The following is a 16,060-nucleotide window of genomic DNA, read 5'->3' as shown; positions in this document are numbered from 1 at the left end:
GCGGCGGTATCTTGCAGGTCGAGGCGGCGTCGGAAGGGATCCACATGGCGGGGCGTAACGGGCGGACGGTGCGTGACCTGCGACGGGGCAACCGGGCCGCCGTACTGCGAAGGCTGTACTTCGACGGGCCGATGAGCCGCTTCGAGCTGGCCCCGGCCACCGGTCTGAGCGGCGGCTCCATCAGCAACGTGGTGGCGGAACTGGTCGAGGACCACCTCGTCGAGGAGGCCGGCACCGTCGAGTCCGACGGCGGCCGCCCCCGCACCCTGCTGCGCGTCGCCCCCTCCGGCGGCCACTTGATCGGCGTCGATGTCGGCGAGACCCGCGTCCGCGTCGAGCTCTTCGACCTCACCCTCACCGAACTCGCCCGTACCGAACGGCCGCTGGAGCATCACGGCTACGACGTCGAGGTCGTCGTCGGCCACATCCGTGACGGCATCGCCGAAGTGCTCGCCGACACGGACATCGCCCCCGAACAGCTCCTGGGCGTCGGCATCGGAGTCCCCGGCATCGTGGCCCGCACCCCCGGGCAGGGCGCGGTGGTGCACGGCCAGACGATCGGCTGGGACGCCGTCCCGCTCGAGTCCCTGCTGCGTTCGACCTGTGAACTCCCCGACTCCGTCCCGTACTTCATCGACAACGGTGCCCGCACGCTCGGCCAGGCCGAGCTGTGGTTCGGCGCCGGCCGGGGTTGTCACAACGCGGTGGTCGTCCTCTTCGGCTCGGGCATCGGCGCCTGTCTCGTCACCGAGGAGGTGGAATACGGCCGCCCTCTGGAGTGGGGACATGTGACCGTGCAGGTCAGGGGACGCCGCTGCCGCTGCGGTGCCCTGGGCTGTCTGGAGGCCTACGCGGGCGCGGGGGCGCTCGTCGACCGCTGGCGCGAGGCGGGCGGCCACCCGCCCGCGGGTGCCGACGAGGAGACCGCGCTGGCCGCGCTGCTCGCCGCCGCCCACCCGGCCGAGGGCGCCGAGGCCGACCCGGTGGCCCTCGCGGTCCTGGAGGAGACCGCCGAGTACGTCGGCGCGGGCCTGTCCGACCTGGTCAACCTCTTCCAGCCCGAACGGATCCTCATCGGCGGCTGGGCAGGCCTCCAGCTCGGCCCCCGCTTCCTGCCCGCCGTACGCCGGTACGCCGACGCGTACGCCCTGCGCCACCCGGCCGAACGCGTCTCCATCGACCTCGGCAAGCTCGGCCCGGACGCGGTCACGGTCGGCGCGGCGAGCCTGCCCCTCGCCGACCTCTTCGCCCGGGGCGGGCGGCCCGCCGCACACCGGCGTGACCGCGAGGACGCGAACGGCTGACCCGGCCCGAACGCGAGTTCCTCCCCGACCGGCCCCGTCACGCCACCGGGTCGAGGAACGTCAGTACGGAGGCGGTCTCCTCGATCAACGGGGTGAGCGCGGCGTTGAACGGGCCGCCGTACGGGGCGTTCAGGTGCGCCTGGAAGGCGTCCTCGTCCCGGTACACCTCGAAGATCCAGAAGGCGCGGGGGTGCGCCGCCTTGGTGTAGACGTCGAAGGCGAGATTGCCTTCCTCCGCACGCACCTTGCCGGCGTACTCCACGATCATGCGGGCGACCTCGTCCTGCGCTCCCTCACGGGCGGTGAACTCGGCGAGCAGGGTCTTCTTCACGGGTGCGTGTCCTCGTTCGTCGCGGTGGCGCCGACGGATGTCATCGTTGACATGTGTCATCGATGACATCCAGGGGTCTGAATGATGTGCGCAGTACGGTCGGCTCGTCAACGGTTTCGGGCACGAAGCGGGCGGCCGCCTCACCGTTGCGGACTTGTGACGGACGCGGGGCATTGACGTTGCCGGAAGACGGGGTCATCATCCTCGGCAGTGTCAACGATGACATAAGTCAACGATGACACCGGGACGGCATGCTCCGATGCCGCCGCTCGCCCGCAATCCCGCTGGAGTCGTTCATGTCTCGCATCCCCCGACTGCCTTCTTCCCTGCTCAGAGTCGCCGCGTGCACCTCGGTCGCGGCCCTCGCCCTGACGGCCTGCGGTTCCGGCTCCGGATCGGGCTCCACGAGCTCCGGATCGGGCACGGTGAAGGTCGGGCTGATCACCAAGACCGACACCAACCCGTTCTTCGTGAAGATGAAGGAGGGCGCGGAGAAGGCCGCCAAGAAGGACGGCGTCCAGCTCATGACCGCGGCGGGCAAGTTCGACGGAGACAACGCCGGTCAGGTCACCGCCATCGAGAACATGGTCGCCGCCGGTGTGAAGGGCATCCTGATCACCCCGAGCGACTCCAAGGCGATCGTGCCCGCGATAGCGAAGGCCAAGGCCAAGGGCGTGCTGGTCATCGCCCTGGACACGCCGACCGAGCCGGAGAGCGCGGTCGACGCCCTCTTCGCCACCGACAACCTCAAGGCCGGCGAGCTGATCGGCGAGTACGCCAAGGCCGCGATGAAGGGCAAGTCGGCGAAGATCGCCGCCCTCGACCTCGCGCCCGGCGTCTCCGTCGGCGTCCAGCGGCACAACGGGTTCCTCAAGGGCTTCGGCGCCACCGAGAAGGACGTGGCGTGCGCCCAGGACACGGGCGGCGACCAGGCCAAGGGCCAGACGGCGATGGAGAACTGCCTCCAGAAGGAACCCGGCATCAACCTCGTCTACACCATCAACGAGCCGGCCGCCCTGGGCGCGTACACCGCGCTGAAGGCCAAGGGCCGGGAGAAGGACGTCCTGATCGTCTCGGTCGACGGCGGCTGCACCGGCACCCAGGCCGTCAAGGACGGCAAGATCGCGGCCACGTCGCAGCAGTACCCGCTGAAGATGGCCGCCGAGGGCGTCAACGCCGTCGTGACGTACGCCAAGGACGGCAAGAAGGCGTCCGGTTACACCGACACCGGCGTCACCCTGATCACCGACAAGGCCCAGACGGGCGTCGCGTCCAAGGACACCGCCTTCGGCCTGGAGAACTGCTGGGGCTGAGTCCGGCCCCAGCGGACGTACGACTTCGCCTCTCCCCCAGGCCCTGTCGTCACATTCCCGCCTGCCGCGCGACGCCTGGCACGCGCGCTCGCCGCGTTGCCGAACCGCCGACGTGGCTCCGCCACGACGGCGCTCCGGCGCCTTGCGATCGCACGCACCAGACGCCGTGCGGCCCGCCCTCCGGGCGGACGACGGGAATGTGAAGACAGGGCCTAAGCGGGGCGGCCGGCCCCGCACCTCCCCGACCCGGGGACGGCCGCCCCCTTGTCCCCCCAGGACTTCTGTCTTCCGACAAGGACTTCGCATGACCGCCACGTCCACGCCTCCGAGCACCTCCTCGCCGTACGCCGAGCTCAAAGCGCCGACCACGGCCCGCAGGCTGCTCACGGCACCGACCACCGGCCCGCTCGTCGCCCTTCTTCTCGCCTGTGTCTTCTTCGCCGTCTCCTCCGACCAGTTCCTCACCGGTGGGAACTTCTCGCTGATCGTGCAGCAGGTCATGGTCGTCGGCACCCTCGCCATCGGCCAGACCCTGATCATCCTCACCGCAGGCATCGACCTGTCGTGCGGCGCGGTGATGGCGTTCGGCAGCATCGTGATCGCCAAGATGGCCGCCGAGGGCTCACTGCCCCCGCTGGTCGCCATCGCGCTGGGCCTGGTCGTCTGCGGCGGCTTCGGCCTGGTGAACGGGCTGTTGGTGCAGAAGATCCCGCTGCCGCCGTTCATCGTCACCCTCGGCATGCTCAACGTGGCGTTCGCGCTGACCCACATCTACTCCGAGGAGCAGACGGTCACCAACCTGCCCGGCCCGCTGACGGCTCTCGGGCAGACCTTCCCGATGGGCCACACCGACATCACCTACGGCTCCCTCGTCACCATCGCCCTGTTCCTCCTGCTCGCCTACGCGTTGAGCAGCACCGGCTGGGGCCGGCACGTCTACGCCCTGGGCAACAGCCCGGAAGCCGCGCGGCTGAACGGCATCCGCACCTCCCGGCTGACCATCGGCGTCTACACCGTCGCCGGTCTCCTCTACGGCGTCGCCGCCCTGCTCCTCATCTCCCGCACCGGAGTCGGCGACCCGCAGGCCGGACAGACCGACAACCTCGACAGCATCACGGCCGTGGTCCTCGGCGGCACCAGCCTCTTCGGAGGCCGCGGTTCGGTCCTCGGCACCTTCATCGGCGTCCTCATCGTCGGGGTCTTCCGCAACGGGCTCCAGCTGATGGGCGTCGCCTCGATCTACCAGACCCTGATCACCGGAGTCCTGGTCATCCTCGCGGTGACCGTCGACCAGATGTCCCGGAAGAAGGCCCGATGACCGCCCTCGACTCCCCCACCCCGATCCTTCAGGCCCGCGGCCTCGTCAAGCGCTACGGCCAGGTCACCGCCATCGACGGCGCCGACTTCGACCTGCTGCCCGGCGAGGTGCTCGCCGTGATCGGCGACAACGGCGCCGGAAAGACCAGCCTCATCAAGGCGCTCACCGGTGCGGTGACGCCCGACGCGGGCGAGATCCGCCTCAACGGCGAGCCCATCCAGTTCTCCGGACCGCAAAGTGCCCGCGCCCACGGCATCGAGACGGTCTATCAGGACCTGGCCGTGGCCGCCTCGATGGACATCGCCTCGAACGTGTTCCTCGGCCGCGAGCTGCGCCGGCCCGGGGTCCTCGGCAGTGTCTTCCGCATGCTCGACAAGAAGCGCATGCGCCAGGAGGCCGCCGAGCACATGGCCGACCTGAAAATCGGACTGCGCTCGCTGACCCAGTCGGTCGAGACCCTCTCCGGGGGTCAGCGGCAGGCCGTGGCGGTCGCCCGTTCCGTCGCCTGGGCCCGCAGTGTCGTCGTCATGGACGAACCCACCGCCGCGCTCGGCGTCAAGGAGTCCGGACAGGTCCTCGACCTCATCCGGCGGGTCCGGGACAAGGGCATGCCGGTCGTCCTGATCAGCCACAACATGCCGCACGTCTTCGAGATCGCCGACCGGATCCATGTGCACCGGCTGGGCCGGCGGGCCGCCCTGATCAAGCCCTCCGACTACTCCATGGCGGAGGTCGTCGCCATCATGACCGGCGCGCTCACCGTCGATGACGCCGGAGGTACTGTCGTAGCGGATTCCGAGGCCGCGAAGGCCGCGGGCGTCCAGGCCACCTGACCACAGCACTCGACACTCGACGGCATCCGGCCGAGGCCGCGGCCGGAACCCGACGAGCACAGGAGACGGTTTCCTCCATGGCAGCGAACCGCCGCCCGACCCTGGCCGACGTCGCCCGCGAAGTGGGCGTCAGCGCCAAGACGGTCTCCCGCGTTCTCAACGAGGACGGGCCCGCGTCGGCCGAGACCAGGGAACAAGTGCTGGCCGCCGTGGCCAAACTCGGCTTCCAGCCGAACCTCATGGCGCGCAACATCCGCGTCGGCGGGCCCGACACCACCATCGGTCTGGTCGTCCCCGACCTCGGCAACCCGTTCTTCGGAGCGGTGGCCCGCAGTATCGAGGACACGGTCCGCGACCGCGGACTGACCCTGCTCATGGGCTCCTCGGCGGACGACCCGGACCGGGAACGCGCCCTGACGGACAAGTTCCTCTCCCGCCGCGTCAGCATCCTGCTGGTCGTGCCGTCCGTCGGCGCCGACCATTCCCACCTCAAGACCCACCGCGCCACGGGGCTGCCCGTCGTGTTCATCGACCGTCCGGGAGCGGGCCTGGCCGCCGACAGCGTCGTCAGCTCCAACCGCACCGGCGCCCACGACGGTGTCGCCCACCTGATCGCCCACGGCCACCGGCGCATAGGCTTCGTCGGCGACCTGCCGGTCAAGCTCTACACCCGCCGTGAGCGCTTCGCCGGGTACCGGGAGGCACTTGAGCGGGCCGGTCTGCCGTACGACCGTTCCCTGGTCACCAACGCCCATGACCAGCAGGGGGCTTCGGCCGCGACCTCCCGGCTCCTCGGCCTGGCCGATCCCCCCACGGCCCTGTTCGCCGGAAACAACATCGTCGCCCTGGGGATAGTGGCCGAACTCGCCCGCAGCAGACGCAAGGACGTCGCCGTCGTCTCCTTCGACGACGTCCCGCTCGCCGAGGCGCTGGAACCGGCCCTGACCGTCGTCGCCCAGGTCCCCGAGGAGATCGGCAGTACGGCGGCGACCACGGCGCTGTCCCGCCTCGACGGCGACCGCACCCGGGCCCGGACCATCACCGTGCCGACCCGGCTGATCGTGCGCGGCTCGGGCGAGCGGCCCGCCCCGGCGTTGCAGCGGGCGTGACCCGTCAGCCCGCCTGCCCCGGCACCTCCTTCATCTCGTTGACGACCGCCCGCTGAGTGATCGCGACGGTGAAGGTCACGGTGCCCTTCTTGAAGGTCTCGCTCGGCTCGACCTGCACACTGCGCTCACCGAGGAACGCGTACGTCTTCTTGTCGAAGATCCACTCCGTGCGCTGCCCGCTCTGCTCGTCGAGCCGCGCGATGGCGACCCCGTGGCGCCCCACCGCGTCGACCGCGTCGTCCACCGCGACGACGCCGGGGATCTCGGCGGCGGCCTTGTAGAGCGCGGCGGTGAGGTTCGCGGGCGGGTAGCTCTCGGTCAGCAGGTCGCCGATGGCGACGAAGGCGGCCTGGTCGCGGGGGACTTCGGGATCCCTGGTGGCGTCCGACTCCTGGTAGATCTTCCGCAGCAGGGCCCCGGGGTCGGTGGGCAGCTGGGCGAGGCGGTGGTAGGCCGAGCTGGGCGGGTTCGGTCCGGCCAGGGTCACGCCGTCCTCGCTCGTGTTGCCCGGCTCGATCAGCCAGCCGTTCCTGCCGTCGGGGGACATCCAGACCTGGCGGGAGTGCAGCTTCTCGCTGACCACCGTGGTCTTGTCGTCGACCGTCTTCGGATAGGTGCTGGCGACCTTGGACGCGATGTAGAGGAACTGGTCGTCGCGCACGGCGGGTTCGGAGGTGTCGGCGGCGGCCAGGGAGATGTTGTCGAGCAGGCGGTCGGCGCCCCGGGCGTCGGCGGCGCCGATCCGGGTCGTCAGGGCGGGCCCGGTGGCCAGGGCGGCGTTCGCGTCACCGCCGCCGGTCAGGGCGAGGCCGCCCACGACCGCGCCGGCCAGGGCGCAGGCCATCGCGGGCAGCAGGACCGCCCGGCGCAGGAACGGGTTGCGGCGTACGGGGGCGACAGCGGTGGTACGGAGGTCTTCGCGGATCTGGACCATCATCTGCTCCTTGTGGAACTGGTGGCGGCCCGCCGGCAGATCCCGCTCCACGGAGGGCAGAAGACCCTGGGTCTCCGTCCACTCGGCCGGGTGCGGCTGGGAGGGGCTGGCGTTCATCGGTTTCCTTCCTGTGCGGACCGGATCACGTAGTCGCGATCTCCTGTTATCTGCCGGTTCGATGGGGTGAGTTCCCGTCTTTTTCTCGCCAGTTCGACCTCGGCGAGCTTGCGCAGCCTGCCGCGCGCCCGGGACAGCCGGGAGCGGACGGTGCCGACGGGGATGCCGAGGGCGCGGGCGGCGTCGGCGTACTCCAGCCCCTCCCACAGACACAGCACCAGGACCTCGCGTTCGGGGCGCTTCAGGGAGCCGAGCGCGGTCAGGGTGGCGGCGATCCGGCGCCGGTCGTCGACCCGCCCGGCGGTCTCCTCGGCATGGTCGGCGACCTCCGCCACCCCCGCCGCGGCCGCCGCGCCGGCCGCGGCCCGGTAGCGGCGGTTGCTGCGGTAGTGGGTCCGGGCGACGTTCGTGGCGATGCCGAGCAGCCAGGGCCGCAGCGAGCCCCCGTCGGCCTCGATCGACGCCCGGCGCCGCCAGGCCTCCATGAACGTCGCCGACATGACGTCCTCGGCCACGGACCAGTCGGCGGTCAGCCGGAAGGCGTGGTTGTACACCGAGCGGGCGCACTGGTCGTAGAGCTCCGCGAAGGCGTCCGGATCCCCGGCCCGTATCCGGGTTCGCATATCTGTGGTCACGCACTCAACTGCCCGACGAGATCACGGAGTTCCAGTGACGCGCGTCACATCCGGCCTAATGTTGTGCACTTTATTGACGACAGTCACGAGACAGCCTAATTTCACGGTGTCCTTCCCCCGCTCCAAGGGAGCCCGCGATGCCCCCGTCCCCCACCGCATCAGAACGCACCCGCCAACTCCGCCGAGTCGCCCTCTCCGGACTGCTCGGCACCGCCGTCGAGTTCTACGACTTCCTCGTCTACGGCACCGTCGCCGCCCTGGTCTTCGGCGAACTGTTCTTCCCCGGCGCCGACCCCGCCGTGGGCACGATCGCCGCGTTCGGCACCTTCGCCGCCGGCTATGTGGCCCGCCCGATCGGCGGCATCGTCTTCGGGCACTTCGGCGACCGCCTGGGCCGCAAGAACATGCTGCTGCTCACCATGGGCCTGATGGGCGGCGCCAGTTTCCTCATCGGCCTGCTGCCCACGTACGACACCATCGGCGTCTGGGCGCCGGTCCTGCTGATCACCCTGCGCGTGGTCCAGGGCATCGCCATCGGCGGTGAGTGGGGCGGCGCGACCCTGATGGTCGTGGAGCACGCGGGCGAGCGCCGCCGCGGCCTGTGGTCGAGCTTCACGCAGATGGGAGCCCCGCTCGGCTCCCTGATCTCCGCCGCCGTCGTCGCCCTGGTCTCCACCCTCCCCAAGGACCAGTTCGCGGCCTGGGGCTGGCGTGTGCCGTTCCTGCTGAGCGTGCTGCTGCTCGGCGTCGGCCTGTTCGTCCGTCTCAAGGTGGTCGAGAGCCCGCTGTTCGCCGAGGTGAAGAAGGACCGCGCCGAGTCGAGGCTCCCCGTCCTCGACGTCCTGCGCCGCCCACGCCCGGTGCTGCTGGCCTGCGGTGTCGGCATCGGTGCCTTCACCGCGCAGTCCCTGCTGACCAGTTACCTGATCTCGTACGCCACCGGCATCGGCTATCCCCGCCCACAGGTGCTCACCGCGCTCACCGTCTCCGCCGCGGTCGCCCTGGTCGTGCTGCCCTGCGCCTCCGCGCTCTCCGACCGGATCGGCCGCCGCCCGGTCGTCCTCACCGGAGCGATCCTGTCCGCCGCCACCGCCTTCCCCGTCCTCGCACTGGTCGACTCCAAGTCCTCGGGGGCCCTGATCCTGGCCGTGGTCATCGGCCACGGCATCTCCCAGTCGCTGATGTACGGCCCCCTCGGCGCCCTGTTCAGCGAGATGTTCGGCACCAAGGTCCGCTACACCGGCGCCTCGCTCGGCTACCAGGGCGCCACCCTCGTGGGCGCCGGCTTCTCCCCGATGATCGCCGGCAGCCTGGTCGCGAGCAGCGGCAACGGCACCCCGGTCGCCCTCCTGCTGTGCGGCGGCTCGCTGATCACCGCGCTGACGGTGTGGTTCGTCCGCGAGACCAGCCGTACCTCACTCGGCGACGAACCCGCCCCCGAACTCCCCACCACCCCCCACACGGAGGAGATCACCGCATGAGGCACGGCACCCGCATCGCCTGCGCGACGGCGCTTCTGCTCACCCTGACCGCCGCACCCGCGGCGACGGCCACCACCGACACCACCACTCACGTGGACGGCCGACTTCCCTCCGGTGCCACGTACATGATGGACGTCCCCACCAACTGGAACGGCACCGTCCTCCTGTTCAGCCACGGCTACAACGCGGGCCCCGCCAACCCCGCCCAGGACGCTCCGGACGCGGCCACCAAGCCCCTTCTCCTCCAGCAGGGTTACGCCCTCATCGGCTCCTCGTACGCGTCCACCGGCTGGGCGGTCACCGACGCGGTCCCCGACCAGATGGCCACCCTGAAGGCCTTCACCACCCGCTTCGGACAGGCCTCTCGCACCCTCGCCTGGGGACGGTCGTACGGCGGCCTGGTCACCACGGCGATAGCCGAGCGCCACCCGGACGCGATCGACGGCTCGCTCTCCATGTGCGGCCTGGTCCACGGCGGAGTCGCCAACTGGAACAACACCCTCGACCCGGTGTTCGCCCTCAAGACGCTCCTGGGCTCCGACGTCCCCCTGGTGAACCTCCCGAGCCAGCAGGCGGCCACCGACGCGGCCAACACCCTCACCGCCAAGGTCGACTCCGCCCAGTCGACGACCGAGGGCCGGGCCCGTATCGCCCTCGCCGCGGCCCTCCACAACATCCCGGTCTGGAACGCGCCCACCCAGACCCGGCCCGCCGCAAGCGACTGGGACGCCCAGCAGGCCAACCAGTACGACGCAGTCAAGGGCCTGCTGAAGATCGCCGCCTTCAACCGCCGCCAGGAGGCCGAGGTCCGCGCGGGCGGCAACATGTCCTGGAACACCGGCATCGACTACGCACGGCTGCTCGGGAAGTCCTCCGTCCGCAAGGAGGTCACCGCGCTGTACAAGAAGGCGGGCCTCTCCCTGACCAAGGACCTCGCCGTCCTCAACCGGGCCCCGCGCATCACCGCGGACCCGGCCGCCGTCGCCTGGATGAGCTCCACCAGCAGCTTCACCGGCAAGCTGGCCAAGCCCCAGCTCTCCATCCACACCATCGGCGACCCCCTGGTCCCCGTCCAGACGGAGAGCGCCCTGCGCCGCGCGGTGACGGCTGCCGGCTCCGCCCCCCTCCTGCGTCAGGCGTACGTCGACAACGCGGGCCACTGCACCTTCAGCCCCGCCGAACAACTGGCCGCCCTCCACACCCTGGAGGACCGCCTCACCACCGGCAGCTGGCAGGGCACCGACCCGGCGTCCCTCAACGCCCGCGCCACAGCGGCCGACCCCACCACCCCCACCCGTTACGTCCGGTACCACCCCACCCCCTACCTGCGCCCCTACGACCTTGCCCACCCCGCCGACCGCCGGTGACCTCGTACGACCGCCTGCCGCACGGTCGGCGGGCGGCCGTACCCTTGCCCCCGTGGAGGACGACGACATCCTGGACACCGCGGAGGGGCCGCAGCCGCGCCCGCAGTCGCTCATGCTCACCTTCTTCGGCAACCACGTCCTGGAGGAGGGGGACCTGGGCGTCTACTCGGGCAGCATCATCGACGTCCTGGGCCGCGTGGGCGTGGGCGAGCAGGCCGTCCGCTCCACCCTCACCCGCATGGTCAACCGGGGCCTGCTCCAGCGTCAGCGCGAGGGCCGCAAGATGTTCTTCGGCCTGACCCCGCAGGCCACCCGCGTCCTGATCGACGGCCGCACCCGCATCTGGAAGCAGGGCGCCGTCAACGACGACTGGGACGGCTCCTGGACCCTGCTCGGCTTCTCCCTGCCCGACTCCTGGAAACGCCAGCGCCACGATCTGCGCTCACGGCTCACCTGGTCGGGATTCGGGGCCCTGTACAGCGGCCTGTGGATCGCCCCCGGCTACGTGGACGTCTCCGCGGTGGTCACCGAGCTCGGCCTCACGGCCCATGTCAAGATCTTCCACGCCCAGGCCGCCGAGGTGACCGACATCGAGCGGATGATCCGCGAGACCTGGGACCTGGAGTCCATCGCCGCCCGCTATGTCACCTTCGACAAGCGCTGGAGCGCCCACCTGGTCAACGGCACCGACGACGACCCCATCGGCACCCGTCTGCGCCTGGTCAGCGACTGGCTCCGCACCATCCGCACGGACCCGAGACTCCCGGCCCGCCACCTCCCCCCGGCCTGGCCGGCCCGCCCCGCCCAGGAAACCTTCCACCGCGTCGCCCAACAAACCCACCCGGCCCTGAAGGCAGCCCGGGCAACCCTGGAGACGACCCCTCTGCGTGACTAGGGCGGCTGCGGGCCGGTGGGGGCTGGTCGCGCAGTTCCCCGCGGGCAGCTGCGCTGGGCTTGGCGGGGCGCCTAGGGGGTGCCGGGTCAGGTTGTCGGGCGGGTGCGGGTGTGTTGTGGCTGATCGCGCAGTTCCCCGCGCCCCTAGGGGGTTGCGGTCACCTGCGCCAGGCCGGGCCGTTCGCCACCTCCCGCGCCACGGACCGTTCACCGGACCGCGCGCCCCCCACGGGCCGTTGGCCGCGTACGGCGGGCAGGGGACGGGGCGGGGGGTGTCCGCCCGCAGCGGCCGGCGTCCGTCACAGAGCACCACTCAAGGGACCGAGCCGCCGGACCGAGGACGGACACCCCCCACCCCGGCCCCGACCCACAACACACCGCACGCGCCACACAAGCCCCCACCGGAGCCGAACCGGCCGCCGCAGGCATCCGGGGGCGCGGGGAACTGCGCAAAAACGCCCGCCCCCATCGAACCCGCACCCGCCCAGCAACCGAACCCGTTCAACCGCCGGAGGCGTCCCCGCCCACCGTGAACCCGATCACCGTCCCGCCGCCCTCCCGGGGAAACGCGAACGGCGCGCCCCCGTGCGACAGCGCAACCTCCCGCACGATCGACAACCCCAGGCCCGACCCCGGCAACGACCGCGCGTCCGCCGCCCGGTAGAACCGGTCGAACACCCGCACAAGATCAACCTCGGCGATCCCCGGCCCCCGGTCCAGCACCTCCACCCGCACCGGCCCGGCCGCCGTGAACCCGGACACCGATATCTCGATCGGAGCGGTACCGTCCCGGTCGAACTTCGCCGCGTTCTCGACCAGGTTCGACACCGCCCGCTGCAGCATCCCCGGCCGCCCGTCCGTCACCGTCGACCCACTGGCGTGCACCACGACCTCCCGCCCGTTCCGCCGCCGCGCCGCCCCCGCCACCTCCTCCGCGACATCGGCGAGATCCACCCGCTGCGGCGGCTCGTTGTCCGCCTGCCCCGCCGCGAGGTCGACCAGCTCGTTGACCAGATCGGTCAACTCCCGTGCCTCCTGCGAGAGATCGGCGACCAGCTCGTCGCGCGTGGCGGGCGGCAGCTCATCGATCCGCCGCAGCAGCGAGATGTTCGTACGCAACGACGTGAGCGGCGTCCGAAGCTCGTGCCCCGCGTCCTGCACCAGCCGCCGCTGGTCCTCCTCGGACTGCGCGAGCCGCCCCAGCATCCGGTCGAAGGCCCGCCCCAGCCGCCCCACCTCGTCGTAACCGGTGACCGGCACCTCGATCCCCAGCCGCCGGGTCCGGGCCACATCCTCCGCGGCGGACGTGAGGATCACCAGCCGCCGGGTGATCCGCCGGGCCAGCCACCACCCGAACAACCCGGCGCCCACCACGACCGCCACCATGAGCAGAAACGTCCGCTGCTGAAGCGCCCGCAACAGATCCTCGGTGTCACTGAACTCCTGGGCGACCTGCACGGCGCCCCGCCCGCCACCCAGCGAGACCGTGGCGATCCGGTACACATCGCTGCCGACCGAGACCTCTTTGTGCAGGACCATCCGCCCGGCCGCACCGGCGGCCGCGACCCGCCGGTCCCCGGAGACCACCGGCAGCCCGGGCCGCCCGGGATCGGCGACCGCCCCGGTGGGCCCCAGCACCTGCACATCCGTACGGGCGGGACGCACCAGGTCGTGCCCGGGCGCCGAGGACGAGAAGTCCTCCGGTGTCATCCGGTGCTGGCTCACCTCGTCCCGGAGATCCTGCACGACCTGGTCGAACACGGACTCCTGGTCCACCCGCACCAGCCGCGCGGCGGCGCTGTAGGACAGCACACCGACCAGCACGGTCACCGCGGCCGTCACCGCGGCGAAGGACACCGCGAACGTGGTCCGCAGGGACAGCAGCCGGGGCCGCGGCCGGGCCCACAGCCGAGCCAGCCGCCCCACTCAGTCCTCCCGGAGCACGTAACCCACGCCGCGCACCGTGTGGATCAGCTGCGGGGCGCCGGGCTCGTCGAGCTTGCGGCGCAGATAGCCGACGTAGACGGCGAGGTTCTTGGAGCCGGGCCCGAAGTCGTAGCCCCAGATGCGATCGTAGATGGTCGAATGATCAAGCACGATGCCCGCGTTCCGCACGAGCAGTTCGAGCAGCTCGAACTCGGTACGGGTCAGCTCCAGCTCGCGCGTCCCCCGCCAGGCCCGCCGTGCCTGGATGTCCATGCGCAGTCCGGCCGCCTCGATCCGCCCCTCGGGCAGTTCGGGCACCACGGCCCTGGGAACCGCGCCGACCGGAGCCATCCCGTCCGGGCTGGTCCGCCGCAGCAAGGCCCTCAGCCGGGCGAAGACCTCCTCGACGTCGAACGGCTTGACCACATAGTCGTCGGCGCCCGCGTCCAGACCGGCGATCCGGTCCTGGGTCTCCACGAGCGCCGTCAGCATGAGGATCGGCGTCCGGTCGCCCTCGGCGCGCAGCACCCGGCAGACCTGGAGCCCGTCGATCCCGGGCATCATCACGTCGAGGACGAGCACGTCCGGCGGCGTCTTGTGGGCCTGCGCCAGCGCCTCGACGCCGTCGGCGACCGCGGTGACCTGGTAGCCCTCCAGGGTCAGGGCGCGCTCCAGGGCGTGGCGGATGGCGCGGTCGTCTTCGGCGAGCAGCACATTTTGGGGCACACCCTCAGTGTGCCGTCCCACCGAGTCGTACGACGTGATGAGCTGCTCACCTCGTGCCCTTCTTACTGCCCTCTCACCCCGTGGGACGCAACGCGGCGAGCTGCTCCTCGAACGGCACGACCGCCGAGAACGAGTCGGCCCGGGCCGCACGCGGCCCGCGCCCGACCGACAGTCCCGCCATCAGCGCGGCCAGCTCCCCGGCCGCCCGCTCGATCCGCCCGTCCAGCCCCTCGGCACCCCAGTCCTCCGACGCGGCGTACACCCCGGTCGGCACGACGACGGCCTTCAGATAGGCGAAGAGCGGCCGCAGCGCGTGCTCCAGCACCAGCGAATGCCGGGCCGAACCACCGGTCGCCGCGATCAGCACCGGCTTGCCCTCCAGGTCCTCCGGCTCGAGCACGTCGAAGAACGACTTGAAGAGTCCGCTGTACGACGCCGAGAACACCGGTGTCACCACGATCAGCCCGTCGGCCCCGGCCACCGCCTCCTGCGCGGCGGCCAGCGCCCGTCCCGGAAAGCCGTTCGTGAAGTTCTGCGCGATCTCCACGGCGAGTTCCCGCAACTCCACGACCTGCACGTCCACCTCGGCCGCGCGCCCCACGGCCGCGGCCAGCCGGTCTCCCAGCAGGCGGGTGGACGACGGGACGCTCAGCCCCGCGGACACGACGACGAGCTTCATGCGACGACCTCCTTGTTCTGCTCTGCGGCCAGCAGGGACGCGTGGGTGGGAGCCTCCGGGACGTCCGCCGGCCGCCCTGCCGCGAACTCCTTGCGCAGCACCGGCACGACCTCCTCGCCGAGCAGGTCGATCTGCTCCAGGACGGTCTTCAGGGGCAGTCCGGCGTGGTCGACGAGGAACAGCTGGCGCTGGTAGTCCCCGGCATACTCGCGGAACTTCAGCGTCTTCTCGATGACCTGTTCCGGGGAGCCCACGGTCAGCGGGGTCTGGTCGGTGAAGTCCTCCAGGGAGGGCCCGTGCCCGTACACCGGCGCGACGTCGAAGTACGGCCGGAACTCCCTCACCGCGTCCTGGGAGTTACGGCGCATGAACACCTGGCCGCCGAGCCCCACGATCGCCTGCTCGGGCGTCCCGTGCCCGTAGTGGGCGTACCGGGCCCGGTACAGCTCGACCATCCGCTTGGTGTGGTCGGCCGGCCAGAAGATGTTGTTGTGGAAGAACCCGTCGCCGTAGTAGGCGGCCTGCTCGGCGATCTCCGGGGAGCGGATGGAGCCGTGCCAGACGAACGGCGCGACGCCGTCGAGCGGCCGGGGCGTGGACGTGAAGCCCTGGAGCGGCGTACGGAACTTGCCCTCCCAGTTCACGACGTCCTCGCGCCACAGCCGGCGCAGCAGCGCGTAGTTCTCGATGGCGAGGTTGATGCCCTCCCGGATGTCCTGCCCGAACCAGGGGTAGACCGGCCCGGTGTTCCCGCGGCCCATCATGAGGTCGACCCGGCCGTCGGCCAGGTGCTGGAGCATCGCGAAGTCCTCGGCGATCTTCACCGGGTCGTTCGTGGTGATCAGCGTGGTCGAGGTGGAGAGGATCAGCCTCTCGGTCTGCGCGGCGATGTACCCGAGCATGGTGGTCGGCGACGACGGCACGAACGGCGGGTTGTGGTGCTCGCCGGTCGCGAAGACGTCCAGCCCGACCTCCTCGGCCTTCAGGGCGATCGCGACCATGGCCTTGATCCGCTCGCGCTCGCTCGGCGTACGGCCGGTCGTCGGGTCCGGCGTGACATCGCCGACGCTGAAGATCCCGAACTGCATGGTCG

15 protein-coding genes are annotated in these 16,060 nt (G+C 71.1%); 8 read left to right on the top strand and 7 right to left on the bottom strand.

Annotated features, from left to right (window positions below):
* Nucleotides 1-44 precede the first annotated feature (44 nt).
* The gene (locus QF027_RS28330) at nucleotides 45-1,304 is read left to right on the top strand and encodes an ROK family transcriptional regulator (RefSeq protein WP_307077892.1); all 1,260 of its coding nucleotides are present in this window, start codon (nucleotides 45-47) and stop codon (nucleotides 1,302-1,304) included.
* A gap of 37 nt (nucleotides 1,305-1,341) precedes the next feature.
* On the opposite strand, the gene QF027_RS28325 is transcribed toward QF027_RS28330, so the two are convergent.
* Complete coding sequence (locus QF027_RS28325) at nucleotides 1,342-1,635, bottom strand: putative quinol monooxygenase (protein WP_306977870.1); 294 nt, start codon at nucleotides 1,633-1,635, stop codon at nucleotides 1,342-1,344.
* A gap of 296 nt (nucleotides 1,636-1,931) precedes the next feature.
* Between QF027_RS28325 and QF027_RS28320 the strand changes: the two genes are divergently transcribed.
* The 4 genes from QF027_RS28320 to QF027_RS28305 all read left to right on the top strand — a co-directional run bounded on the left by QF027_RS28320 (nucleotide 1,932) and on the right by QF027_RS28305 (nucleotide 6,208).
* The gene (locus QF027_RS28320; RefSeq protein ID WP_307077890.1) at nucleotides 1,932-2,948 is read left to right on the top strand and encodes a sugar ABC transporter substrate-binding protein; all 1,017 of its coding nucleotides are present in this window, start codon (nucleotides 1,932-1,934) and stop codon (nucleotides 2,946-2,948) included.
* Nucleotides 2,949-3,252: 304 nt separating this feature from the next.
* Nucleotides 3,253-4,266 carry an ABC transporter permease gene (locus tag QF027_RS28315; RefSeq protein ID WP_062042051.1) on the top strand — a complete coding sequence of 338 codons (1,014 nt, stop codon included), beginning with the start codon at nucleotides 3,253-3,255 and terminating at the stop codon, nucleotides 4,264-4,266.
* Nucleotides 4,263-5,099 carry an ATP-binding cassette domain-containing protein gene (locus QF027_RS28310; protein ID WP_057608088.1) on the top strand — a complete coding sequence of 279 codons (837 nt, stop codon included), beginning with the start codon at nucleotides 4,263-4,265 and terminating at the stop codon, nucleotides 5,097-5,099. Before QF027_RS28315 ends, QF027_RS28310 begins: the two co-directional genes overlap by 4 nt.
* Before the next feature lie 77 nt (nucleotides 5,100-5,176).
* Nucleotides 5,177-6,208, top strand: coding sequence for a LacI family DNA-binding transcriptional regulator (locus tag QF027_RS28305; RefSeq protein ID WP_306977877.1), 1,032 nt, complete (start codon nucleotides 5,177-5,179; stop codon nucleotides 6,206-6,208).
* 4 nt (nucleotides 6,209-6,212) lie between these two features.
* Here the strand turns inward: QF027_RS28305 and QF027_RS28300 are convergent, their stop codons facing one another.
* Nucleotides 6,213-7,259: a CU044_5270 family protein gene (locus tag QF027_RS28300; RefSeq protein ID WP_307077888.1), complete on the bottom strand. Its 1,047-nt coding sequence runs from the start codon at nucleotides 7,257-7,259 to the stop codon at nucleotides 6,213-6,215.
* Nucleotides 7,256-7,894: an RNA polymerase sigma factor gene (locus QF027_RS28295; RefSeq protein WP_307077886.1), complete on the bottom strand. Its 639-nt coding sequence runs from the start codon at nucleotides 7,892-7,894 to the stop codon at nucleotides 7,256-7,258. The genes QF027_RS28300 and QF027_RS28295 overlap by 4 nt, the downstream gene beginning before the upstream one ends.
* 137 nt (nucleotides 7,895-8,031) lie before the next feature.
* Here QF027_RS28295 and QF027_RS28290 point away from each other — a divergent pair, with 137 nt between their 5' ends.
* The 3 genes from QF027_RS28290 to QF027_RS28280 are packed head-to-tail and all read left to right on the top strand — an operon-like array spanning nucleotide 8,032 to nucleotide 11,637.
* Nucleotides 8,032-9,375, top strand: a complete 1,344-nt coding sequence (locus QF027_RS28290; RefSeq protein WP_307077884.1) for an MFS transporter — start codon at nucleotides 8,032-8,034, stop codon at nucleotides 9,373-9,375.
* On the top strand, nucleotides 9,372-10,742 hold the full coding sequence (locus QF027_RS28285) for an alpha/beta hydrolase family protein (RefSeq protein ID WP_307077882.1): 1,371 nt from the start codon (nucleotides 9,372-9,374) through the stop codon (nucleotides 10,740-10,742). Before QF027_RS28290 ends, QF027_RS28285 begins: the two co-directional genes overlap by 4 nt.
* Nucleotides 10,743-10,794: 52 nt before the next feature.
* Nucleotides 10,795-11,637, top strand: coding sequence for a PaaX family transcriptional regulator (locus QF027_RS28280; RefSeq protein WP_307077880.1), 843 nt, complete (start codon nucleotides 10,795-10,797; stop codon nucleotides 11,635-11,637).
* Nucleotides 11,638-12,137: 500 nt separating this feature from the next.
* On the opposite strand, the gene QF027_RS28275 is transcribed toward QF027_RS28280, so the two are convergent.
* From QF027_RS28275 to QF027_RS28260, 4 genes are all read right to left on the bottom strand, one after another.
* Nucleotides 12,138-13,562, bottom strand: a complete 1,425-nt coding sequence (locus tag QF027_RS28275) for a sensor histidine kinase (protein ID WP_307077878.1) — start codon at nucleotides 13,560-13,562, stop codon at nucleotides 12,138-12,140.
* Nucleotides 13,563-14,288, bottom strand: a complete 726-nt coding sequence (locus QF027_RS28270) for a response regulator transcription factor (protein ID WP_306977895.1) — start codon at nucleotides 14,286-14,288, stop codon at nucleotides 13,563-13,565. It lies immediately after the preceding gene.
* A gap of 73 nt (nucleotides 14,289-14,361) precedes the next feature.
* Nucleotides 14,362-14,967, bottom strand: coding sequence for an FMN reductase (locus QF027_RS28265; RefSeq protein ID WP_306977897.1), 606 nt, complete (start codon nucleotides 14,965-14,967; stop codon nucleotides 14,362-14,364).
* Nucleotides 14,964-16,055: an LLM class flavin-dependent oxidoreductase gene (locus QF027_RS28260; RefSeq protein WP_307077876.1), complete on the bottom strand. Its 1,092-nt coding sequence runs from the start codon at nucleotides 16,053-16,055 to the stop codon at nucleotides 14,964-14,966. Before QF027_RS28260 ends, QF027_RS28265 begins: the two co-directional genes overlap by 4 nt.
* Nucleotides 16,056-16,060: the final 5 nt, after the last annotated feature.

This window comes from Streptomyces canus (assembly GCF_030816965.1).
Classification (GTDB): domain Bacteria; phylum Actinomycetota; class Actinomycetes; order Streptomycetales; family Streptomycetaceae; genus Streptomyces; species Streptomyces canus_E.
Note: the sequence above shows the minus strand (reverse complement) of the source record. Positions and strands in the feature narration are given on the sequence as shown.

What these genes read in the sequence shown, in the direction of transcription:
- QF027_RS28330 (WP_307077892.1), top strand. Translation starts at nt 45, where the DNA reads ATGGCGGGGCGTAACGGGCGGACGGTGCGTGACCTGCGACGGGGCAAC.
- QF027_RS28300 (WP_307077888.1), bottom strand. Translation starts at nt 7,259, where the DNA reads ATGAACGCCAGCCCCTCCCAGCCGCACCCGGCCGAGTGGACGGAGACC.
- QF027_RS28290 (WP_307077884.1), top strand. Translation starts at nt 8,032, where the DNA reads ATGCCCCCGTCCCCCACCGCATCAGAACGCACCCGCCAACTCCGCCGA.
- QF027_RS28285 (WP_307077882.1), top strand. Translation starts at nt 9,372, where the DNA reads ATGAGGCACGGCACCCGCATCGCCTGCGCGACGGCGCTTCTGCTCACC.
- QF027_RS28320 (WP_307077890.1), top strand. Translation starts at nt 1,932, where the DNA reads ATGTCTCGCATCCCCCGACTGCCTTCTTCCCTGCTCAGAGTCGCCGCG.
- QF027_RS28305 (WP_306977877.1), top strand. Translation starts at nt 5,177, where the DNA reads ATGGCAGCGAACCGCCGCCCGACCCTGGCCGACGTCGCCCGCGAAGTG.
- QF027_RS28310 (WP_057608088.1), top strand. Translation starts at nt 4,263, where the DNA reads ATGACCGCCCTCGACTCCCCCACCCCGATCCTTCAGGCCCGCGGCCTC.
- QF027_RS28265 (WP_306977897.1), bottom strand. Translation starts at nt 14,967, where the DNA reads ATGAAGCTCGTCGTCGTGTCCGCGGGGCTGAGCGTCCCGTCGTCCACC.
- QF027_RS28260 (WP_307077876.1), bottom strand. Translation starts at nt 16,055, where the DNA reads ATGCAGTTCGGGATCTTCAGCGTCGGCGATGTCACGCCGGACCCGACG.
- QF027_RS28315 (WP_062042051.1), top strand. Translation starts at nt 3,253, where the DNA reads ATGACCGCCACGTCCACGCCTCCGAGCACCTCCTCGCCGTACGCCGAG.